Annotated in this window: 14 protein-coding genes and 1 pseudogene; 12 read left to right on the top strand and 3 right to left on the bottom strand. The window is 60.0% G+C overall.

Features of this window, described 5'->3' with window-relative positions; translation table 11 throughout:
- The first annotated feature begins 200 nt into the window (after positions 1-200).
- From bcsQ to J3D54_RS21615, 10 genes are all read left to right on the top strand, one after another.
- A complete protein-coding gene (gene bcsQ / locus J3D54_RS21660) occupies positions 201-1367 on the top strand; it encodes a cellulose biosynthesis protein BcsQ (RefSeq protein WP_253422481.1) in 1167 nt (388 codons plus the stop codon).
- Positions 1364-3595, top strand: coding sequence for a UDP-forming cellulose synthase catalytic subunit (gene bcsA, locus J3D54_RS21655; RefSeq protein WP_253422480.1), 2232 nt, complete (start codon positions 1364-1366; stop codon positions 3593-3595). Before bcsQ ends, bcsA begins: the two co-directional genes overlap by 4 nt.
- The gene (gene bcsB, locus J3D54_RS21650) at positions 3592-5895 is read left to right on the top strand and encodes a cellulose biosynthesis cyclic di-GMP-binding regulatory protein BcsB (protein ID WP_301293477.1); all 2304 of its coding nucleotides are present in this window, start codon (positions 3592-3594) and stop codon (positions 5893-5895) included. Before bcsA ends, bcsB begins: the two co-directional genes overlap by 4 nt.
- A gap of 7 nt (positions 5896-5902) precedes the next feature.
- The gene (gene bcsZ, locus J3D54_RS21645; RefSeq protein ID WP_253422479.1) at positions 5903-7144 is read left to right on the top strand and encodes a cellulose synthase complex periplasmic endoglucanase BcsZ; all 1242 of its coding nucleotides are present in this window, start codon (positions 5903-5905) and stop codon (positions 7142-7144) included.
- A complete protein-coding gene (locus tag J3D54_RS21640) occupies positions 7120-10980 on the top strand; it encodes a cellulose biosynthesis protein BcsC (RefSeq protein ID WP_253422478.1) in 3861 nt (1286 codons plus the stop codon). Before bcsZ ends, J3D54_RS21640 begins: the two co-directional genes overlap by 25 nt.
- A 17-nt stretch (positions 10981-10997) precedes the next feature.
- Positions 10998-11666: an SGNH/GDSL hydrolase family protein gene (locus J3D54_RS21635; protein WP_253422477.1), complete on the top strand. Its 669-nt coding sequence runs from the start codon at positions 10998-11000 to the stop codon at positions 11664-11666.
- On the top strand, positions 11663-12337 hold the full coding sequence (locus J3D54_RS21630; RefSeq protein ID WP_253422476.1) for an alginate O-acetyltransferase AlgF: 675 nt from the start codon (positions 11663-11665) through the stop codon (positions 12335-12337). Before J3D54_RS21635 ends, J3D54_RS21630 begins: the two co-directional genes overlap by 4 nt.
- Positions 12338-12352: 15 nt before the next feature.
- A complete protein-coding gene (locus tag J3D54_RS21625) occupies positions 12353-13762 on the top strand; it encodes an MBOAT family protein (RefSeq protein WP_253422474.1) in 1410 nt (469 codons plus the stop codon).
- Positions 13762-14916, top strand: a complete 1155-nt coding sequence (locus tag J3D54_RS21620; RefSeq protein ID WP_253422472.1) for a cell division protein FtsQ — start codon at positions 13762-13764, stop codon at positions 14914-14916. The genes J3D54_RS21625 and J3D54_RS21620 overlap by 1 nt, the downstream gene beginning before the upstream one ends.
- A 245-nt stretch (positions 14917-15161) precedes the next feature.
- The gene (locus tag J3D54_RS21615; RefSeq protein WP_253422470.1) at positions 15162-17585 is read left to right on the top strand and encodes a glucose/quinate/shikimate family membrane-bound PQQ-dependent dehydrogenase; all 2424 of its coding nucleotides are present in this window, start codon (positions 15162-15164) and stop codon (positions 17583-17585) included.
- A gap of 190 nt (positions 17586-17775) precedes the next feature.
- On the opposite strand, the gene J3D54_RS21610 is transcribed toward J3D54_RS21615, so the two are convergent.
- The 3 genes and pseudogenes from J3D54_RS21610 to J3D54_RS21600 all read right to left on the bottom strand — a co-directional run bounded on the left by J3D54_RS21610 (position 17776) and on the right by J3D54_RS21600 (position 20458).
- Positions 17776-18327 (bottom strand): gluconokinase, encoded by a 552-nt coding sequence (locus J3D54_RS21610; protein ID WP_253422468.1) that lies wholly within the window; start codon positions 18325-18327, stop codon positions 17776-17778.
- Positions 18324-19643, bottom strand: a pseudogene (locus J3D54_RS21605) (MFS transporter). The gene J3D54_RS21610 and the pseudogene J3D54_RS21605 overlap by 4 nt, the downstream one beginning before the upstream one ends.
- Positions 19644-19684: 41 nt before the next feature.
- A complete protein-coding gene (locus J3D54_RS21600; protein ID WP_253422467.1) occupies positions 19685-20458 on the bottom strand; it encodes an SDR family NAD(P)-dependent oxidoreductase in 774 nt (257 codons plus the stop codon).
- A gap of 147 nt (positions 20459-20605) precedes the next feature.
- Here J3D54_RS21600 and J3D54_RS21595 point away from each other — a divergent pair, with 147 nt between their 5' ends.
- Together J3D54_RS21595 and J3D54_RS21590 are read left to right on the top strand one after the other, a co-directional pair.
- A complete protein-coding gene (locus tag J3D54_RS21595) occupies positions 20606-21562 on the top strand; it encodes a LysR family transcriptional regulator (RefSeq protein WP_253422465.1) in 957 nt (318 codons plus the stop codon).
- A gap of 29 nt (positions 21563-21591) precedes the next feature.
- Entirely contained in the window at positions 21592-22287 is a 696-nt protein-coding gene (locus tag J3D54_RS21590; protein ID WP_253422464.1) for an SOS response-associated peptidase family protein, read from the top strand.
- The last annotated feature ends 58 nt before the right edge of the window (positions 22288-22345 follow it).

The raw sequence follows: 22345 nt of genomic DNA, 5'->3' as shown, positions 1-22345 counted from the left end.
TCATACTTCACGAACAACACAATTCCTAAATAACATTCAGCCAAACACCAACAGATCTCGCTGACTTTTTATAACAACCATTGACACACCTACATCGACACCCTAGATTAATGGCACTCTGCCAATAACCAGACAACGCATCAACTTTGTTAGTTAATGGAATGCTGAGTTTCTAAGTTGCTTCATTCCTGGTACGACGCATGAAATATGTAGACGATATTACGAAACTCTTTACACGTTTTGGCGCCAATGCGGAGACTTACCAGGAAATACAACCGAACTATAAAGATTTCAAGGACGACCCGGTTACACCTGCTGTGGCTGAGCCAGCACCGTCGGTGGCATTGCCTCCCGAAACGCCAACATCCCCTGTGTTTCTACTGGACGAGCCACAGCCATCTTCATTGATTGGCGCGCCGGTCGAGCCTGTGAAGAATGTGGTCCTCTCGTCACCTTTGCCCAAATCCCCTCCCCTGACCGAGCCACCTGCGAATTCTGCTTCCGGTGACCGTCACCGATTGAGCGACCTGTTGCGTGAACTCAACCAGGTCCGCCGAGACGGTCTGCCAGAAACGATGCGCAAGCGGACCAAGGCGAAGGTCATTGCCATCGTTTCTGCGAATGGAGGGGTGGGTAAAAGCACCGTCGCCGCTGGCCTCGCGAAAACACTTCGACACTCTGGCGGGCGAGCCATCGCGATTGATCTGGACCCTCAGAACGCGCTGTCCAGTCACTTGGGTATCACCAGGCAGGTTCCCGGGCTGATCCAGCTCAAAGAGCAGGATGCCGACTGGGGCGCTCATCGCCTGCCGGGCTTTAGTGACAGTGAGTGCCTGCCCTTCGGCACTGGCGAGCTGAACGATCACCGATTGCTCAAGCAGTTGATGCTTGAAGATTCTGACTGGTTGAATCAGCACCTTGCGTCGATGAACCTCAGCGAAAACGATACCGTGATCCTGGACACGCCTTCGGGGGCGACCGTCTATTCGCAACAGGCACTCGACGCCGCCGATCTGGTGCTGGTGATGACAGTGGCCGACGCAGCCTCCTACCTGGCACTGGATACCATGACCCAGTGGCTGGAAACCAACCTGCGAAGCGCGCAGCGGCACCGGTATGTGCTCAACCAACGGGATGACTCGCGTGCGTTCAGCAGGGACATGGGCGTGCTGTTTCTGCGGCGGCTCGGCGCTAACCTGATCGGGACGATTCGCCTCGATCACCAGTTCAACGAGTCGCTGGCCTATGGTCGGGACCTGCTGCAGTACGCACCCGAGAGCATTGGCTGTCAGGACATTGTGTCGCTGTCAGGCGCGGTCCATGCCCTGCTTTTCGCGGACGCTTCCAGCCAGCAGGGCACGCCATGACCGCCCAACTGAATCAGCTACCTGCAAAGACTTGGTGGTTGCAGAGGCTACTGGATAGTTTCCAGGATCGTGTGAGTCGATGGCCTCTGCGTTGCCGCCAAGGCCTGAAAATCTCAGGCGGCCTGATTGCTGCATTATTGGTACTGGGTGTCCTCACTGCGCCGCAGACTCTGTATTCCCAGGCCGCGTTTGCCTCCGTCTGTTTTGCCGTCAGCCTGATCATCCGCAAGCAAACCGGGCGTCTGGCGATCCTGACCCTGATCACCCTCTCGCTGATCGCTTCGTTGCGTTACATGTACTGGCGTCTGTCCGACACCCTGGACTTCGACAACTGGCAGGATGCCGTATTCGGCTACGGGCTGGTGCTGGCCGAACTGTATGCCTTGCTCGTCCTGGTCTTCGGCTATGTACAGACCGCCTGGCCATTGCAACGTAAACCGCAGTTTCTGCAACAGCCACCCGCGCAATGGCCGACGGTGGATGTGTTCATTCCCACCTATAACGAAGCGTTGGGCATCGTCAAACTGGTGGTGCTCGCGGCTCAGGCCATTGACTGGCCCGAGGGCAAACTGCGGGTGCACGTGCTCGATGACGGACGCCGGGAGGAATTCAAGGTTTTCTGTCAGCAGATTGGTGTCAACTACATCACCCGCGACAACAATCAACATGCCAAGGCCGGCAACCTCAACGAGGCACTCAAAGTCACCGATGGCGAGTTCATTGCCATATTCGACGCCGACCACGTGCCCACCCGCTCATTCCTGCAGATCACCATGGGCTGGTTCTTAAAGGACCCGAACCTGGCGTTGCTGCAAACGCCGCACTTTTTCTACTCACCCGATCCGTTCGAAAAAAACCTCGATACCTTTCGCTCGGTACCCAATGAAGGTGAGCTGTTCTACGGCCTGGTGCAGGACGGCAACGACCTGTGGAACGCGGCATTCTTCTGTGGGTCTTGCGCGGTCATCCGGCGGACTCACTTGCTGGAAGTCGGCGGCATCGCCACCGAAACCGTGACGGAGGATGCGCACACGGCACTCAAGCTCAATCGCCGTGGTTTCAATACCGCTTACCTCGCCATTCCACAAGCGGCGGGACTGGCCACCGAAAGCCTTTCCCGGCATATCAGCCAGCGCGTACGCTGGGCGCGGGGCATGGTGCAGATTTTTCGGACCGACAATCCCTTGTTTGGCAAAGGACTGAACCTGGGGCAGCGCATCTGCTACCTCAACGCCATGATGCACTTTTTCTACAGCCTGCCCCGCCTGGTGTTCTTGACCGCACCATTGGCCTACCTGTTTTTCGACGCGCAGATTTTCCATGCCTCGGCGTTGATGGTCACGGTCTATGTACTGCCGCATATTTTCCATTCCAGCCTGACCAACTCCAGCATCCAGGGACGCTTCCGCCATTCCTTCTGGAACGAAGTGTATGAGTCGGTGTTGGCCTGGCACATCATGCGACCGGTACTGCTGGCCCTGATCAGCCCTTCACTGGGCAAATTCAACGTAACCGACAAGGGCGGCACCATCGAAAAGGACTATTTCAACTGGAAGCTCGCGCGGCCTTACATCGTCCTGCTGACCTTGAACGTAATCGGTCTGGCGATCGGCGTGGTGAAACTGATCGGGAGTGATTCGGCCGAGGTCACTACTCTGCTGATCAACCTGGTCTGGACCGTGTACAACATCATCATCGTCAGCACCGCCGTGGCGGTAGCCACTGAGTCCTCTCAGGTGCGCAACGAGCCCAGGGTGCCCGCGGATCTGCCCGTGCGTGTCTATCGCGAAGACGGCACCTGGTTCGATTGCATAACCCGGGATTTCTCACAAAACGGCGTGGGTCTGGCACTGCCACCGCAGGTTCAGCTCGGCGCCAAAGAGAAGCTGCGGCTGTGCATTCTGCGCACACCGCCCTCAAGCCTCTTTCCCGCAACAACGATCTTCAGCAACGACAACGTGGCAGGCGTGAAATTCGACGCTTTGACCCTGCGCCAGCAAAGTGAACTGGTACGACTGACTTTTTCACGGGCCGACACCTGGGCCAACACGTGGGGCAACGGTCGCCTCGACGCGCCAATGTCGGCGTTGCGCGAGGTCAGCAGCATTGGCTTGCGCGCCATCCTGCGCTTGTTCGTTGCCACCCTAAAGGACAGCCAGGCACTGCTGCGCAAACGCCCGGACGCTCCATCACCTATCGACTCCACCGCGGACACGCAACGATCTTGAAGCCTTCCACTCGCCAGACCTTTCTTCCTCGTCATTCACTCCTGCTGCTCGCCTGCTCGCTAGTGAGCTGGAGCGGCTGGGCGTTGAGTGCTACCGCCCAAATCGCCAACGCCGAGCCGGCGGCGATGCCGGTCGCATCGTTACCCGGGACCGAAGCCCCGAGCAACAGCTATACCCGCACCCTCAAGGAGCTGGGCAAAAGCTATTCGATGACCCTTAAAGGCGTGGAGGCTACCGACAGTGTGAATTTCGATGTGCGCGCCGATGAAGTCGTCACGGCTGCGCAGGTCACACTGCAGTACAGCTACTCACCGGCGCTGCTGGCCGACCTTTCGCAAATCAACGTGCTGATCAACGATCAAGTGGCCGCCAGCCTTCCCCTCCCGAAGGAAGAGGCCGGTAAATTGCAGACCCGGACCGTGCAGATTCCGCCGCAGACCATCACCGAATTCAACCGGCTCAGCCTGCAGTTCATCGGTCACTACACGATGCAATGTGAAGACCCTCTGCACTCCAGCCTGTGGGCCAGAATCGGCAATGAGAGCCAGCTGAGCCTCCAGGTGTCCTCGATTAAACAACCCAACGACCTGTCCGCTCTGCCTCTGCCTTTGTTCGATCGTCGAGACGCCTCGCCCCTGAAGCTGCCCTTCGTGTTCGCCGCACGCCCGGGCGGCTCTGAGCTTGAGGCCGCCGGTATCCTGTCGTCCTGGTTTGGCGCCCTGGCCAGCTATCGCGGCGCAACCTTCCCCGCCAGCCTCGCCAACCTGCCGGCCAAAGGCAACGCCGTGGTGTTTGTCAGCGGCAGCGAATCAGCGGCCTTGGGGGGCTTACCGATCAAAGAGGCCACGGGGCCGACATTGACACTCGTGAGCAACCCGAATGATGCTCAGGGCAAACTGTTGATTGTTTCCGGGCGCGATGGCGCCGATCTCAAGATCGCCGCGACAGCGCTGGCCCTCGGTGGCTCGGCCTTTTCCGGGCAGAGCGTGGTGATCGACCGGATCGACTCGCTCAAGCCACGCCGACCGTACGACGCGCCTAACTGGCTGCCTTCCGATCGCCCGGTTCGCCTGGGTGAACTGGCGAAGCCCGCAGAACTCAATGTGTCGGGTTACAACCCGGGACAAATGACGGTTGCGCTGCGCTTGCCACCCGACCTGTTCAACTGGCGTGAGCCCGGCGCGCAACTTGACCTTAAGTACCGCTATACACCGCAACCGGTCTCCACCAATTCCTCGTTGCTGGTCAATTTCAACGATACGTTCATCAAGTCGATCGATCTGCCTTCGATCGAGAAACTCGGCAACAGCGACAGCCTGCTGGCGATGCTCAAAACCGACGACAGCCTGGCCCGCACATCGCGCATGCTGTTGCCGCTCAATTCCGTAGCGCTGCAATCACGCCTGCAATTTCGCTTTATGTATGACTACATCAAACAGGGCGACTGCCGCGACATCATCATCGACAACATGCGCGGTGTGATCGACCCTGATTCAACCCTGGACCTCAGCCAATACGAACATTTCATGGCCATGCCCAACCTCGGGGTGTTCAAGGACAGCGGCTTCCCGTTCACCCGCATGGCCGACCTTTCTGAAACATCGGTGATCCTGCCCAACGAGCCGGGCCCGGCCGACCTGAGCGCTTATCTGACCGTGCTGGGCCGCTTCGGCGACTCCACCGGTTATCCGGCCACCGGCGTGAAGGTGGTCCACGCCGACCAGGTGGCCGAACAACGCGACCGAGACTTGCTGGTGCTCGCCTCGGGCAACAATCAGCCGCTGCTGGAGCAATGGCAAAGCCTGCTGCCGGCCAAGAACGAAGCGGCTGCGCAGTACTTTGAACTGTCTGACCTGCCCTTGCGTCTGCGCAACTGGATCAGCCCGGATACGAAAACCAATCTGCGTGAAGCGCGCAGCAGCTTCAAGTTCAGTGCTGACGACGGCAGTGCTTATCTGACTGGATTCGAATCGCCGCTCAAGAGTGGACGCAGTGTGGTGTTTATCGCCAGCGCAAGGCCCAACGGCTTGGCCGACGTGACCAACGCCTTGCTCAGCAACGAAGAAAACGCCCACGAGTTGCAAGGCAGTCTGGTGGTGGTCAAGGGCAATCACGTCAAATCGCTGGTCGCCGAGCAGGATTACTACGTCGGGAGCTTGGGCCCATTGCGCTATCTGCAGTGGTACCTCTCGCAAAACGTAATGGCGCTGATGCTGTTCACTTTCCTCGGGGGCCTGCTGCTTGCTTCGATGGCTTACCTGGCCCTGCGCTTACGGGCTAAACGTCGTCTTGGCCAATGAGCTGCACATGCCTGTGTCGTCCATGAGCAGCCGGGGTGTTTCACTTCGCCAATGCCTGTGTGGTAACGCGCGCAGGTTGAGCGCAGTGCTTGCGCTCGCCCTGCCGGCGCCTGCGATGTCGGCCGCGACCCCCTGTGAGTTGCCGGCCTGGCCGCTGTGGCAAACCTATTCGACACGCTTCGTCCAGGCCGACGGCCGGGTTTTGGAATCGAGCCTGGAGAACGATCACAGCACCTCTGAAGGGCAGTCCTACGGCATGCTCTTCGCACTGATCGGCAACGATCAGCCACGTTTTGACAAACTCTGGCGCTGGACATCAGCCAACCTCGCAGGCTCCGCTACCGCCACACGCCTGCCGGGGTGGTTATGGGGGCAAGGCCCGGACGGTCAGTGGCGCCTGCAAGACGCCAATTCGGCTGCCGACGCCGACCTATGGATCGTCTACGCCCTGCTCGAAGCCGCACGCCTGTGGCATCGGCCGGACTATCGCCAGGATGCCCTGCACCTGATGGCGACAATTGAAGCGCAATTGGTCGTCACGTTGCCCGGGCTGGGCCCGATGGTATTGCCTGGACCACAGGGTTTCGTCCAGCCGGACGCTCTCTGGCGCCTGAACCCCAGCTACCTGCCACTGCCACTCTTACGGCGGCTGGCCAAGGAAGCCCCCAACGGACCCTGGCAAGCGATTGCCAACAACACCGCGACGATGATTGCCCAATCGAGCCACCACGGTTTCGTCGCTGACTGGGTCGGTTATCAAGGCACTTCAGCGCAATCGGGTACCTTCGTAAACGACCCGATCAACGGCGACACGGGCAGCTACGATGCCATTCGCGTGTACCTCTGGCTGGGCATGAGTGACACCTCCGACCCGAAGGCCGCGCTCCTGCTGAAACGGCTGGACGGCATGGCCCGCAGCGCTGTCGCGACGGGCTCCCCCCCGGAAACCGTCCAGACTCTCCACGGCAGTGTTCAGGGTCAGAGCCCGTTCGGATTCTGGGCGGCACTGATTCCCTACCTTGAGGCCAAGGGGCAACCCCGGTTGGCCGATCAGCAACGACACCGCGTGGAACTCGCCTTGCACGAAGCGCTGGCCAGGCCTGACGCCGATGCCGGTGCGCCGCGTTACTACAACTTCATGCTTAGCCTGTTCGCGCTCGGCTGGGCAGATAAACATTACCGATTCCGGGAAGACGGAACGCTGAAACTCTCCTGGGAGACCGCATGCACCCGCACTACCGCACGCTAGCCCTCGCCGCCATGAGCGCATGGACGGCTGCTGCACATGCCCAAAGTCCGACACCACAGACATTACTCGTCGAGCAAGGGCATTACTGGCAGTCGCACAACAACCCTCAGCGCGCTGCGGAAGTCTGGCAGAAAGTCCTGCTGCTGGACCCGGTCCAGGTTGACGCACTGTATGGCCTCGGCTTGATCAGCGTGCAACAGGGCAAACACCAACAGGCGCAGCAATACCTCGCCCGCTTGCAGGCCATCCAGCCACCGCCTCGGCAGGCACTGCAACTGGCGCAGGACATCGGCGTGGCCCAACCGCAGAACCAGCAGCGTCTGCAAGAAGCTCGGCGCCTCGTCGATGCGGGTGAGCGTGACAAGGCGACCGCCGTGTTTCGCTCGCTGTTCGATGGCCGCCCACCGCAAGGTACGATCGGCCGCGAGTATTACAACAACCTTGCCTTCAATCAGGCTGACTGGGCGCAAGCACGCAGCGGTTTTCAGCGCCTGCAACGTGAGATGCCCAATGACTCGATCGTCGCGCTGTTTTACGCCAAGCATCTGATCCGTCATGAAGACAGCCGTGCCGAGGGCATTCGCGCCCTGGCCGCGCTGACCCAGCGTAGCGACATTGCCGGTGATGCCGACGAAAGCTGGCGCCTGGCGCTGACCTGGATCGGTCCACCCAATCCGGCACAAGTGCCGCTGTTCGAGGCGTACCTCAAGACGCATCCGGATGACGTGGAAATCCGCGCGCAGATGAACAAGGGCAAGCAACAGGGGGCAACGACGGCCAGCAAGGCATGGCAACCGCCCGCCGAAGTCGCACGCGGCCTGAAGGCGCTCAAAGAAGGCGATCAGGCCACCGCCGAACAGGCGTTTCAAGCACGCTTGAAACGCCAGCCCGATGATGCTGACGCACTGGGCGGCCTTGGGGTTATTCGTCAACAACAACACCGACTGGCCGAAGCGGAAAAACTCCTGGGCCAGGCCACGCGCCAACGCGACGGCAGCCGCTGGCAAGTGGCGCTGAACGAAGTGCGCTATTGGTCTGCGTTGCAGCAGGCCCGCGACGCCCAGACCAAAGGCCAGACGGCCCAGGCACAGGCCTTGGTAAACCAGGCGCTGCGGCTGAATCCAAACGGGATGGATGCTCGCCTCGCCCTGGCGGATATCCAGGCCAGCGCGGGCCAGTTCGATGACGCTCAGCGCAACTATCGGCAGATTTTGAATCTGCGCCGCGACGATCCTCAAGCACAGGAAGGGCTGGTCAACGTGCTGTTCAAGAGCGGCAAGAACGATGAAGCCCTGCAACTGATCAACAGCCTGCCAGCCACCGGACAGGCAAAGATCGGTCAGTCCGCACGCTTGCAAGCCTTGCGCGCGACGCAACTGGCCGCCCTCGCCGAACAACGCAATGACCTGCCCGCTGCGCGCAACGCCTTGCAAGACGCGCTGCGCTACGAACCGGACAACGTCTGGACACGTTTCGCCCTGGCCCGCCTGAACCTGGCAATGGGCGAACCGCAAAAGGCTCGGGACCTGATCAACGCCATGCTCCAGGCCCACCCCGACAATGCCGATGCGCTTTACGTCAGTGCCTTGCTGTCGGTCCAGATGGGTGAGTGGAAAGCCGCCCAGACAACCTTGGGACGCTTGCGCCCCGACCAGCGCACCCCGGACATGGAAGCGCTGGCCGCTGATGTCAACCTTAACCTGCAACTCAGCCAGGCGATCGGGTTGGGCAAGCGCGGGCAGCGCCAGGAAGCCCTGACCTTGCTCGATCGTATTCAGCCGATGGCCAACAACAGTCCAGATCGCACAGCGAGCCTGGCCTCGGCCTATGTCGACATCGGCGAGCCGACCCGAGCGCTGGCCCTCATGCGCGGCCAGTTGCAACACACCGCTGCGCCCTCGTCGGACTTCATCCTGCAATACGCCGCGGTCCTGCTTGAATCCGGAGAAGACGCACAGGTCAACGAGATTCTGCGCGACCTTCAGAACAAGCCCTTGAACGCGCCGACTCGCAAGCGTTTCGACGACCTGCTCCATCTCTATCGCATCCGCCAGGCTGACCATCTACGTGAACGAGGCAATCTGGCCAGCGCTTATGACACGCTAGCGCCCGCGCTGGCGCAACGTCCTGGTGACAGCGCCGCCGTCGCAGCGCTGGCGCGAATGTACTCGGCCAACGGCGACACGGCAAAAGCCCTCGATCTCTACAAACCGCTGTTACAACGTCAGCCAAACGACCCGCAACTATTGTTGGGCGCCGCCGACATGGCGGTGTTGGCACATGACACAGCCTTTGCCGAACAGGCGCTGCAACAGCTGCTCAAGACCGAATCCGGTAGCCCTCAAACGCTGACCGAGGCCGCCCGCCTCTACCAGAACATGGGCAAGACCGGCACGGCGACCGATCTGCTGCGCAAGGCGGTGGCCATCGAACAGAGCGAGAAACGCAGAAGCCAGAGCGGCCAACTGGCCGGTTCAACAGTGGCACCCAACCCTTTTGCGGGGGTGTCGGGGCCACGTAGCGAGGTCAGTCGCGACACCTTGCTGGCAGCGATCCCGCCACCGGCTCAGGAGATGCCGGGCAGCGTGAGGTCTGACACCCCTTTTGGCATCGACGCCCTGCCAAGGCCGCAACAGGCGAGCAATCCGTTCGAGTCGCAGCTGCCGCGCGCAGCACGGGTGAGTGAAGACATCAGTCCCGCGCAACTGGCGCTGAATAAAATCCTTCAGGAGCGCAGTGCCTACGTCACCCAAGGCGTGAGCATTCGCAGTAACAACAGCGAGTCGGGGTTGAGCAAACTGACCGATATTGAAACGCCGCTGGAAATCAATATCCCGCTGGATGAAAGCCGCGTCGCCCTGCGCGTGACGCCAGTCTCGCTGAACGCCGGCAGTGCCAGCGGCGAGGCACTGCAGCGCTTCGGTAGCGGTGCGCAGAGCGAAGGCGCCGGCTCGCAAAAAGCCGAGGGTGTCGGTCTTTCCGTCGCTATTCAACGGCCCGCGGATGGGCTCAAGGCCGATCTCGGCACCACCCCGCTCGGCTTCAAATACACCACCGCCACCGGCGGCATCAGCGTTGATCGCCCAGTGAGCGACAGCTCTAATGTCCGTTACGGCGTGAGCGTTTCCCGGCGTCCGGTGACTGACAGCGTCACCTCGTTTGCCGGCACCACGGACAAACGCAGCGGGCAGTCCTGGGGCGGCGTGAGCGCCAACGGCGGGCGTGCTCAGTTGAGCTATGACGACAACGAAGTCGGCGCCTATGGCTACGCCTCCTGGCACCAGCTATTGGGCAACCATGTCGAATCCAACAGCCGCAGTGAACTGGGCAGCGGTGTCTACTGGTACCTGCAAAATGCAACGGACAGCAAGCTGACCGTCGGCCTGAGCATGACCGGCATGAGCTACGCGAATAACCAGGACTATTTCACCTATGGGCACGGCGGCTATTTCAGCCCGCAGACGTGCTTCGCCCTGGGCGTGCCAGTGACCTGGGCACAACGCACCGGGCGCTTGACGTATCAACTCAAGGGCTCAGTCGGGGTGCAGCATTTCGAGCAGGACAGCGCCGACTATTTCCCCACCGACAAAGCCCTGCAGGCGGCCTCGGGCCTGCGCTACGAAGCGCAAAACAAAACCGGGATCGGCTATAGCGTCGCCGCGGCAGCTGAGTACAAGGTCGCTTCGAACTTCCTGCTGGGCGCCAATCTGGGCCTGGACAACGCCCACGACTACCAACAATTCAGCGGTGCCCTGTCTGTGCGTTACCTGTTCGAGGACATCAGCGGCCCCATGAGCCTGCCGGTCAGCCCATACACCTCGCCTTATTCCAACTGATCATTCTGGAGTTTTCGATGCCCACTTCTGCCCTTGCCGGTCTGACTCTCCTTGTTCTTGGAGAGAGTCATATGAGCCTCGCGGACCACTTGCTGGAGCCGCTGCACGACAACCTGACTCGCCAAGGCGCTCTGGTTCACTCCATCGGTGCCTGTGGCGCCAGTGCCGGCGACTGGCTGATCAGTAAAAAGGTCGACTGCGGTGCCGAGCGCAAAGGCAACGAAAAGATTGTGATCAAGGGCCGTGATGCCACCACGACACCGATCCAGGACCTGATCGCCGCCGACAAGCCCGACCTGGTGGTACTGGTCATCGGCGACACCATGGCGTCCTATGACAAGCCCGTGTTTCCGAAGGCCTGGGCATGGCAAAGCGTCACCGGCCTGGCCAAGGCCATCGCGGCCACCGGGACCCGTTGCGCCTGGGTGGGCCCGGCCTGGGGCAAAGCCGGTGGTATGTATCAGAAGAATGATGCCCGCACCCAGTTGATGTCGCAGTTTTTGGCCGCGAACGTGGCGCCTTGCACCTACATCGATTCGCTGACGTTCTCCAAACCCGGGCAGTGGATCACCACCGATGGGCAGCACTTTACCGTCGCCGGTTATCAAGCCTGGGGCACTGCGATTGGTGGTGCGTTGGCCAAGTTGCCCGCCGACACCGTCAGCAGCACAGGAGCCGGCAAATGACTCGCCCCGCATGTGGCTGGGCGCTGTTCGCGCCCTTGATGCTGAGCCTGCAAACCCAGGCCGCCGACATTGCCCTGTACCCGACGGGCCCGGATCAGGACTCGGCTTTCCTGCGCTTTATCAACGCTGCCGACCGCCCCTTGCAGCTGCTGGCCGAAGGCTCGCAGGCCAGCCTCAGACTCGAGGGAGCGGATGCCGTGTCCGACTACCTGCCCGTGCCCGCCAACCAGCCGATCAAGGGCACCCTGGAACGCAACGGCAAAAGCCAGCCACTGGACATCCAGGTGGCAGCAGGCGAATTCGCCAGTGTGATCGCTTTGCCAGACGGCGTTCAAGGCATCCGCCAAGTCGTCATCCGAGAGCAACCCGACGACTTCAATAGCCTGAGAGCTTCGTTGGCGTTTATCAGCGCCGATCCAGCGTGCACCCAGGCCGGTTTGCGTGCTGCGGGGAAAAACGCCGATCTGTTCAAGGAGGTGGCCGACGGCAGCGTGCAACGCCGAGCGATCAACCCGGTCAGCCTGTCGGTTCAATTGGTCTGCGCCCAAACCAACGTCGGCGCCCCACTTGACCTGGGCCAGCTCAAGGCCGGCGAGCGCTACAGCGTTGTGCTGCTACCTGGCGAAAATGGCCCGCACCTGTTGCGCGCGACTGACGTCCTGGCCCACTGATCGGATCGCACCACCATGGTTTTTGCCTCTCTCGAGTTTCTGACGTTGTTCCTGCCGCTGTTCTTATGCAGCTATGCAGTATTCAAAGCCGCCTGGCGCAACGTCACGCTACTGATCGGTAGCTGGCTGTTCTATGGCTGGTTAAGCCCTCGGTTCCTGGCCGTGCATGTGGTGTTGACGATCACGGCGTGGGCCGGAGGCTTGCTGATTGATGCCTTGCGGGAAAAAGACAAGGGCCGCGTGCGGTTACTCGTGACACTGATCGTGCTCAACACGGCGGTGCTGTGCTGGTACAAGTACGCCAACATCGTCGCAGGCACGTTGATCGATGCCCTCACCTGGTCTGGCGCCATGCCGCTGGACTGGCAACGGGTCATCATGCCGGCCGGACTATCGTTTATCGTATTGCAGGCGATTTCCTATCTGGTGGACGTACACCGCCGCACCGTGCCGGTCGAACGCAGCTTCATTAATTACGCCACCTATATTTCGATGTTCGGCCATTCGGTCGCCGGTCCCATCATTCGCTATGACTGGGTTCGACGTGAGCTGAATCAGCGTTACTTCAACCTGCAAAATTTCTCGCTGGGCGCACGCCGGTTCATGATCGGGATGAGCATGAAGGTCCTGGTGGCCGACACCCTGTCGCCGGTGGTCGACGTGGCGTTCAATGTGCAGAACCCAAGTTTCTCGGACGCCTGGATCGGCTGCCTTGCCTATTCCTTGCAACTGTTCTTCGACTTCGCCGGCTACAGCGCCATGGCCATTGGTCTTGGATTGATGCTGGGCTTCCACTTTCCCGAGAACTTCAACCGTCCGTATCTGGCCAACAGCATCCAGGACTTCTGGCGTCGTTGGCACCTGTCGCTGTCCAGTTGGTTACGTGACTATCTTTATATTTCGCTGGGTGGCAATCGCAACGGCACCTGGAAGACCTATCGCAACCTGTTCCTGATCATGGCCATCGCCGGCCTCTGGCACGGTGGCGATAGCTGGAATTATCTGCTGTGGGGCAGCGCCCATGGCATTGCGTTATGTGTGAATCGTGTCTGGAACAGCTCTACCCTGCCCCCGTTACAGCCAGTGTTTTCCCATGGGCTGACACTGCTGTTCGTCTGCCTGGCCTGGACACTGTTCCGCGCCCCCGACTTTCATAGCGCGCTGAGCCTGTATGCCGGACAGTTCGGGCTACAGGGCATTGCCCTCGGTGACGAACTGTCCACGACCCTACGTCCGGTACACGGCCTTGCGGGTTTGCTGGGTGTGTTCGGTGTCGTTGCACCGCTGTTGCACCCTTACTGCGAGAAACGTCTGGGCGGCCTTTTGCTCCACACTACCGCCCTTTGGCCCATCGCCGGTTTCATGCTGTCATTCGCACTGATCGCCAGTCGCGAAACCGTCCCCTTCCTGTACTTCCAATTCTGATGACAACCCTAAAGCTCCCCCCGCTCCCCACTCAGCCAGATGATTTGGCGATACGCAGCAGTCGGTTGGCAGGCGTGGCGCTGCTGATATTCCTGTTCGTCGGACTGCTGTCCTCTGGCCGTCTGATCGTTTCAGGGCAGGTCTCGCTATTACCCGATAAAGTGCAGCTCTCGCAGATTCTTGACGGTGATATCACTCATCGGATTGCCAAGGAACTGTCAAACGCTCACCTTCCCACGACCTTCGCCGAGCTGGAGCGCGGTGTCAGTTGGTTGCTCTTCAGTGACACCGGACCGAGGGTTCGCTCAGGTTGTCCTGGCTGGTTGTTTTTGGCCGATGAGCTCAAGGTCAATCCTCAAGCGCAGCGCAATGCCGATGCCAAAGCCCAGGTCGTGATTGACCTGAAGCAGCAGCTCTCCCAACGAGGCATCAGCCTGCTGGTGGTCATCGTTCCAGACAAGAGCCGCATCGCTTCCGAGCAGCGTTGCGCACTGCACCGCCCAGCCGCTCTCGAAGGACGCATCCAGGCCTGGACCTCGAAGCTGGATGCGGGCGGCGTGTCGAATCTGGACCTCACCGCTGCGCTGACGCCACTGGGGGCCAGTGCCTGGTTGCGCACCGATACGCACTGGAGCGAATCCGGCGCGAAGGCGGCGGCCGATGCCATCACACAGCGCCTGAAGACCCTGGGCATCAGCGCCATGCCAAGCAGGTCGTTCAACGAAAGTCATGCCCCGCTCGCGGTGCGACCTGGCGACCTGGTTCATCTGGCGGGCATCGACTGGCTGCCGCTCAAATGGCAACCCGCACCCGACATGGTCGCCCAAACCAGCACCCACGAACTTCCCGTTGCGTCAGCCGTCAACCCTGACATTGAGGCAGACCTTTTTGGCGATGCCGACCTCCCCAACACCGCGCTCATCGGCACTTCATTCTCACGCAACTCCAACTTCGCAGGTTTTCTGCAACAGTCACTGGGCGCACCCGTGGGTAACTTCGCCAAAGACGGCGGAGCGTTCTCCGGCGCGGCAAACAGCTACCTCAACAATCCGGCTTCCAAAGAAACGCCGCCCAAGCAAATCATCTGGGAGATCCCGGAGCGGGACCTGCAGTCGGCCTACATCGACCCCATTACCTATCGCTCGTTGCGATAGGCCAATCACCTCCGGCCGAAGGCAAGCTTCGCCGGCTCGCCCTGAGTGTTCAGGGCCTTTCCTCTCGATTGTTACCATCGCCGTAACAGTGTTTCTCCTTTTCTGTAAATGACAATTTGTCGCAGGGCTCGCTTTTTTTGATATCTTTGCGCAATTAACCAAATAGTTAACAACTATTTTCAGACTTGCCTTCACGACTCTTAACCCTCCCCACAAACGTTCATGCGTCAGTAGGATCATGCAACATGACTAAGTCTCGACCTTCGGCATCCGTCAGTCGCTGGCCCATCTGGGTCGTCGCCTTCGGCGTGCTGGTATTTGGATTATTCTTCGCAATCGGTGGTGGCTACCTCGCCACGCTGGGTGGCAGCTGGTACTTCCTACTCGCCGGTTGCGGTTTGATCGCATCTGCCGTACTGCTCTTCAAGCAGCGTCTGCAGGCTGCCTGGCTGTTCGCGGCGGTGATGGTGCTGACCGTGATTTGGGCGCTGGCCGATGTCGGACTGAACTTCTGGCCTCTGATCTCTCGCTTGTTCGCCTTGGGCGTGCTGAGCCTGTTGGTGGCGTTGGTCTACCCCCACTTGCGCAAAGCCAATAGCCTGGCCAGCAGTCGCAGTGGCTACGCGCTGAGCGGTGTACTGGCAATCGCCGTGGCTGCAGGTGGAGCCGGTATGTTCGTCCCCCACGCCCCTGTTTCACCGACCGGTGACGGCCCAGGCCTGACCAAGGTCGACCCTGCCAAGGCCCAGAAAAACTGGGAACACTACGGTAACGACGAAGGTGGCGGCCGCTTCGCCGCTCTGGACCAGATCAACCGTAGCAACGTCTCGAAGCTGGTACCGGCATGGACCTACAATACCGGGGACATCGCGATCAGCGACGGCAATGGCGCCGAAGATCAGATGACGCCGTTGCAGGTTGGCGACAAGGTGTTCATCTGCACCCCGCACAACAACCTCATCGCACTGGATGCCGACACCGGTAAACAGCTGTGGAAAAACGAGATAAACGCCAAGACCCGTGTTTGGCAACGTTGCCGCGGTGTCGCCTACTTCGACGCTACCACTGCGCTCGCCCAGCCTGCTGAGGGCAGCACACCTGTCAAGCCCGTGTCGGTGCCGGCCGGCGCCAACTGCCAGCGTCGTCTGCTGACCAACACCATCGATGCGCGCCTGATCGCAGTGGACGCCGACACAGGGGAGTTCTGCCAGGGCTTCGGTCACAATGGTCAGGTTGATCTGAAAGCCGGTCTCGGCGATGTCCCTGATTCCTATTACCAGCTGTCATCGGCACCGCTGATGGCCGGGACCACCGTGGTCGTAGGCGGCCGTGTCGCCGACAACGTCCAGACCGACATGCCAGGTGGCGTGATCCGTGGTTTCGACGTCGTCACCGGCGAGATGCGCTGGGCATTCGACCCGGGAAACCCCGAAGACAAGCAGGCTCCGGCTGCCGGTAGCACGTACGTGCGTAGCACGCCCAACAGTTGGGCACCGATGTCCTACGACCCGGCGATGAACACCGTGTTCTTGCCGATGGGCAGTTCGTCCACCGACATCTACGGTGTGGAACGTACGGCACTGAACCACAAGTACGGCGCTTCCGTGCTTGCACTTAACGCAACAACCGGCGAAGAAAAGTGGGTCTACCAAACCGTCCACAACGATCTGTGGGACTTCGACCTGCCCATGCAGCCAAGCCTGATCGACTTCACCAAAGCCGACGGCAGCAAGGTGCCTGCCGTCGTGATCGGCACCAAAGCCGGTCAGATCTACGTGCTTGACCGCGCCACCGGCAAACCGCTGACCAAGGTGGAAGAGGTTCCGGTCAAAACGTCGGACATCCCGAACGAACCTTACTCGCTGACTCAGCCGAAATCGGTGGGCATGCCACAGATCGGCGCGCAGACGCTGACCGAGTCGGACATGTGGGGGGCGACGCCGTTCGATCAACTACTCTGCCGTATCTCGTTCAAGAAAATGCGTTACGACGGGCTGTACACCGCACCAGGCACCGATGTCTCGCTGAGTTTCCCGGGTTCGCTGGGAGGGATGAACTGGGGCAGTATCTCGACTGACCCGGTACACGGTTTTATCTTCGTCAACGACATGCGGCTGGGCCTGTGGATCCAGATGATTGCGGCGCAGAAAGATGCCAAGGCCTCTTCCGGTGGTGAAGCACTGAACACCGGCATGGGCGCGGTACCGCTCAAAGGCACCCCGTATGCAGTGAACAAGAACCGCTTCCTGTCCGTTGCCGGCATCCCTTGCCAGGCACCGCCCTTTGGCACACTGACCGCGATCGACCTGAAAACCCAGAAAATCGCGTGGCAAGTACCGGTTGGCACCGTCCAGGACACTGGCCCATTGGGTATCAAGATGCATCTGCCGTTGCCGATCGGCATGCCGACGCTGGGCGGTACACTCTCCACCCAGGGCGGGTTGGTGTTCATCGCCGGTACGCAGGACTACTACCTGCGCGCCTTCAATTCCGCCAACGGAAAAGAGGCCTGGAAAACCCGACTGCCTGTGGGCAGCCAGGGTGGCCCAATGACGTATGTCTCGCCGAAAACAGGCAAGCAGTACATTGTCATCACCGCGGGTGGTGCGCGTCAGTCGCCCGATCGCGGCGATTATGTGATCGCTTACGCGCTGCCTGATAGCAAGTAACCCCGTAACACCTGAAAACCGCTGCCGCTCTGTGAGAGTGGCAGCGGTTTTTTGTTGCTTGCGCGCTTGGTCCGTCGAATTCACTGGCTCGACGCGAAGCGGATCTAAAAATCGAAGAACACCGTTTCACTATGGATCCACCCCGGCGACCGAGTGGCCTGTTACGGGCAATATCCGGTCCGGTGCCATGTCACTGCCGTCGTCGCCACCATGACTCAAATTGCATGACCACCTCGGGCAATGGCAGCGTTGCATCGATATCAATAACGTTGCGCCCGGCTTGAGGAGGCTCCAGGTCGGTAAATTGACTCGCCACAAGCGTTGCCGGCATGTAGTGATCCGTGCGTGAGGACACGCGCGCTGCGGCGACTGACTCAGGCAATCGCAGGAACACCATGGCTACTGAGCGAATACCGTTTTCCAAGACGTCGCGATAACACTGCTTCAATGCCGAACACGCCAGTATCGGCAAGCGTCCCGCGGCAATCGCACCGTGCAACGCTTGGTTGAGCGACGTGAGCCAGGCAGCTCGATCAAGGTCGGTCAAAGAGATGCCCTGGCGCATCTTCCGAATGTTTTCTTGCGGGTGGAAGGCATCCCCCTCGATCAGCATGCCGTCCAGGGCGTCGGCGATTGCCCGGGCGACACTCGACTTTCCACATCCGGCAACGCCCATCACCACAACGGCTACTGACGAGTTGCCGGGATCGCTGACATCCAAGCGGTCAATTTTGTGGCTCATCGCCGCACCTTCACCCAAGCCATGAGCAACGCCGAAGACAGCACACCGACGGTCATGAAAATATAGGCCGCCCCGGGGTTGCCGGTGAGGCCGATCAGGTAGCCAACGATCCACGAACCAACAAAGGCCCCTAACGCCCCACAGGCGTTGATCAGGCCGATCGCACCACCAAAGACATTGGACGGCAGAACTTCCGGGATCAGCGCAAAAAATGGTCCGTAAGGCGCATACAAAGCAGCCCCAGCGATGGTCAGTAAAGCAAACGACAACCAGAAATGGCTCGGGCCAAGCAAGTACGAACAGAAGAATGCCAGCGCACCCAGCGCCAGAAGCGGCCAGACAAAATGTTTACGCTGCTGGGATTTATCTGCCCCCCAGGACACCACGAGCATGGCAGCCACAGCCGCGACATAAGGCACAGCGCTCAACCAGCCGACCGTGACAATATCAGCAGCTGCGGCCTGTTTGATGATCGTCGGTAGCCACATGATGAAGCCGTAGACCCCGACGCTCCACAGCGCATGAACGCAACACAGCTGGATCACCACCGGGCTGGTAAACGCCTAGCGGTAATTACGAACCACCTTCATGCCTTTCTGTTCGTCCGCCAGTGTCGCGACCAGCTGGTTTTTTTCCTGCTGAGTCAGCCAGTCGACCTGCTCGGGCTTGTCCCGCGCCTGCCGCCACCAGACGAACGCCCACAATACCGCTGGCGCGCCTTCAATCACGAACATCTCGCGCCAGCCCCACGCGTGAATCAAATAGCCCGAGACCACTGACATCCAGAGCACGGTGACCGGATTGCCGAGGACCAGGAACGTATTGGCGCGCGAGCGTTCCTTGCGGGTGAACCAGTTACTGATGAAGATCAGCATGGCGGGCATCACCGCAGCCTCGACGATGCCCAGCGACACCCTGATCACCATCAACATCGGAATATTGGTCACCAGTCCCGTGGCCATCGCGCAGATGCCCCACAAGATCAGGCTCCAGAACACCAATTTGCGAACACTGTATTTCTGCGCGTAGATAGCGCCCGGAACCTGAAAGAAAAAGTAACCCAGAAAAAACAGGGCCCCGATCAACGAGGACATGCTTTTGGTGATACCCAGGTCTTGCTCGATCCCGGCGGCACTGGCGAAGCCATAATTGGCGCGGTCCAGATACGCAAGACTGTAGGTAATGAAAATCAGCGGAATCAGATACCGCCAACGCTTGGGTGCAAAGCTTTTGGATTCGACCTGTTGACGATTGTCGTCGGTAGCCTGACCGCCAATGTCGACCAGCGGAGCTACCTGCTCTTTGAGATTGCTCATGGGTGTCCCCTGTTGTTGTTTTTTTGCGACGGGAGTGACATTCAAACGACGCTTGTCAGGCCTCCGTCGACGAAGATCGTCTGGCCATTGATAAAGTCGGAGGCAGCGGAGGCGAGAAATACGGCGGCACCACACAACTCCTCGACGCGCCCCCAGCGGCCTGCCGGCGTGCGCTTGCACAGCCATTGGGAAAATTCCGGATTGTCCACCAGGGCCTGGTTCATCTGCGTCGCGAAGTAGCCAGGTGCCAACCCATTGGCCTGAATACCGTGGCAAGCCCATTCGGCGCACATGCCCTTGGTGAGCATCTTCACGGCACCTTTCGACGCCGCATAGGGAGCGATCGTCGGGCGGGCCAATTCGCTCTGAACCGAGCAGATATTGATGATCTTGCCGCGACGTCGGGCAATCATGTGTCGGGCGACTGCCTGGGACACATGGAAGACGCCATCCAGATTGACCCGCATCAGTTCGTGCCAATCGTTCGCGGCAAAGTCTTCCAGCGGTGCACGCCGCTGAATGCCGGCATTGTTCACCAGGATATCGATGGCTCCGGTCTGTGCTTCAAAGCTGTTGATCACTTCGAATACCTGAGCCTGATCGGTAACATCGAACACCACGATCTCTGCGCTTACACCCTCGTCACGCAATTGACTGGCGATGGGTTGCGCTTTGTCACTATTGCGATCATTGATCACCACGGTGGCGCCGGCAGCTCCCAACCCTCTGGCCAGCTCAAGCCCGATCCCCTTGCCCGAACCGGTGATCAGGGCTCTGCGCCCGTTAAGCTGGAAGCTACTGATATTGAATGACATGCTGTTCTCCACAAATGGCCATTTATTTTTTTCGGCCTTGCCGTCACTTCATCGCAGCCTGGCGGTCACGTCCAATCGTCATTGATGATCTGGTGATCAAAATTTATGATAAGCGCGGCATGGGCTCTGAAAATCCGGAGTATTCAAATGGAAATCAAACACTTGCGATCATTTGTGACCTTGGCTCAGGAGCTTCACTTCGGTCGAGCCGCGCAGCAACTGTCGATCGTTCAACCGGCGCTGAGCACGCAGATCAAGCTGCTTGAGGAAGAACTGGGGGTGCGCCTGTTCGAGCGCAATCGGCATTCGGTCGCGTTGACCGAAGTGGGACTGATTTTCCTCCCTGAGGCGCGCGCGACCTTGCATCAAGCGGCCCACGCGGCGGACGTGGCCAGGGCGTCAGGGCGCGGCGAAATAGGTCGCGTGCGTTTGGGTTTCGTCTCCTCGGTACTGCCCGAACTGCTGCCAACCTTGATCCGCTCGCTGCATCAGCGGTTCCCGCGAATTGAATTGGAACTCAAGGACATGCCAGGTCCGGATCAGACCGCGGCGCTGAAAAATGGCCAGCTCGATTTCGGCTTGATGCGTTTACCGGCCATGGCCCCAGGGATTCAAACCCTGGAAGTGCTACGGGAGACCTTCATAGTGGCCTTGCACGGCGATCATCCTCTGGCGGTGTACGACACGCTGCCCCCCACAGTGCTGGCAAACGTACCCGTTTTCATCCTCGGCAGACGCTATGCACCCGGATTTTACGATGGCCTGATGCAAGCCGTGAGCGGCCACGGCGCGCAGTTGGAAATAGCATCGGAACTGGGCGAGTTCACCACCATGCTCGCGCTGGTTTCCGCCGGGCTCGGCGTCGGGTTACTGCCCGCTCGTGCCGGGTGTGCGCTGCCCGCCAATGTGATTTCCAAACCCCTGGAGTTGGGGGATTATCGGGCAACCACCGGCCTTGCCTGGGTTGATCTGAACAGTCCAGTGAAGAACACCGTATTCAACCTGGTGAACGAGTTGCTGGCAGCCCCTGCTGCCGAGCGAGAGAAGAGCGCCCCGCCTGCTCCGGACAAGGCTTCGTCATCCTGCCGTCAGGTTCTGGTCTAAGCTGAAAGCACAACCGGAGGGGTCCAACCATGTGCGGACGTCTTTCCCAGTACCGAGGCATTCATGACTTTGTCGCGGCGCTCAACATTCCAAACGCCTTGATCAACTACGCCGGCGACCAGCCTTTCGAGCTTTATAACGCCGCGCCGTCCGCTCAACTCGCCCTCTTTCACCAGGAAGGTCAATTTCTGCGGGCCGACATGGTGCGCTGGGGATGGCGGCCGGACTGGGCAACGGATTGTGCCGTGCCGATCAAGGCGCGGGTAGAGAGAGTCGCCCACAATCTATTCTTCAGAGCGATCTGGCCGCACCGGGCGATCAGCGCAATCGACAACTGGTTTGAATGGGTTGACGAGGGTGGACCGAAGAAACAGCCCTACCTGATCCGTCGGAAAGATCGCGCACCAATCCTCTGCGCCGCGATAGGCCAGTACCCCAACGCCGAGCATAAACCGGAAGAGCATGACGGTTTCGTGTTTATCAGCGCCGGCCAGGGAGGCATGGTGGACGCTCAAGACTGGCAGCCGGTGACGCTCAATCCCGAACTGGCCCGGGAATGGCTGAATCCGGCTACACCAAAGGAGCGAGCCGAGCAAATAATGCTGTTCCAGAGGGAACCGACCGAGGCTTTCGAGTGGTTCAAGATCGACCGCCCTATGGGCAATGTGCAGAATCAGGGAGCCCATCTAATAACTCCCATCGCTGGTAGCGACGAGGATGCCTGACGTCCGATCATCGCGTCCGCCAGAATCGCCGCAAACCTGTGTTGCATTGGCGTTAACC

This window comes from Pseudomonas sp. GGS8, assembly GCF_024168645.1.
GTDB lineage: Bacteria > Pseudomonadota > Gammaproteobacteria > Pseudomonadales > Pseudomonadaceae > Aquipseudomonas.
This window is presented reverse-complemented; position numbering and strand designations above follow the sequence as displayed.

Bases quoted from the DNA above. Each gene is read 5' to 3' on its own strand.
- bcsQ (WP_253422481.1), top strand. From the start codon at position 201: ATGAAATATGTAGACGATATTACGAAACTCTTTACACGTTTTGGCGCC.
- bcsA (WP_253422480.1), top strand. From the start codon at position 1,364: ATGACCGCCCAACTGAATCAGCTACCTGCAAAGACTTGGTGGTTGCAG.
- bcsZ (WP_253422479.1), top strand. From the start codon at position 5,903: ATGCCTGTGTCGTCCATGAGCAGCCGGGGTGTTTCACTTCGCCAATGC.
- J3D54_RS21640 (WP_253422478.1), top strand. From the start codon at position 7,120: ATGCACCCGCACTACCGCACGCTAGCCCTCGCCGCCATGAGCGCATGG.
- J3D54_RS21635 (WP_253422477.1), top strand. From the start codon at position 10,998: ATGCCCACTTCTGCCCTTGCCGGTCTGACTCTCCTTGTTCTTGGAGAG.
- J3D54_RS21630 (WP_253422476.1), top strand. From the start codon at position 11,663: ATGACTCGCCCCGCATGTGGCTGGGCGCTGTTCGCGCCCTTGATGCTG.
- J3D54_RS21625 (WP_253422474.1), top strand. From the start codon at position 12,353: ATGGTTTTTGCCTCTCTCGAGTTTCTGACGTTGTTCCTGCCGCTGTTC.
- J3D54_RS21620 (WP_253422472.1), top strand. From the start codon at position 13,762: ATGACAACCCTAAAGCTCCCCCCGCTCCCCACTCAGCCAGATGATTTG.
- J3D54_RS21615 (WP_253422470.1), top strand. From the start codon at position 15,162: ATGACTAAGTCTCGACCTTCGGCATCCGTCAGTCGCTGGCCCATCTGG.
- J3D54_RS21610 (WP_253422468.1), bottom strand. From the start codon at position 18,327: ATGAGCCACAAAATTGACCGCTTGGATGTCAGCGATCCCGGCAACTCG.
- J3D54_RS21600 (WP_253422467.1), bottom strand. From the start codon at position 20,458: ATGTCATTCAATATCAGTAGCTTCCAGCTTAACGGGCGCAGAGCCCTG.
- J3D54_RS21595 (WP_253422465.1), top strand. From the start codon at position 20,606: ATGGAAATCAAACACTTGCGATCATTTGTGACCTTGGCTCAGGAGCTT.
- J3D54_RS21590 (WP_253422464.1), top strand. From the start codon at position 21,592: ATGTGCGGACGTCTTTCCCAGTACCGAGGCATTCATGACTTTGTCGCG.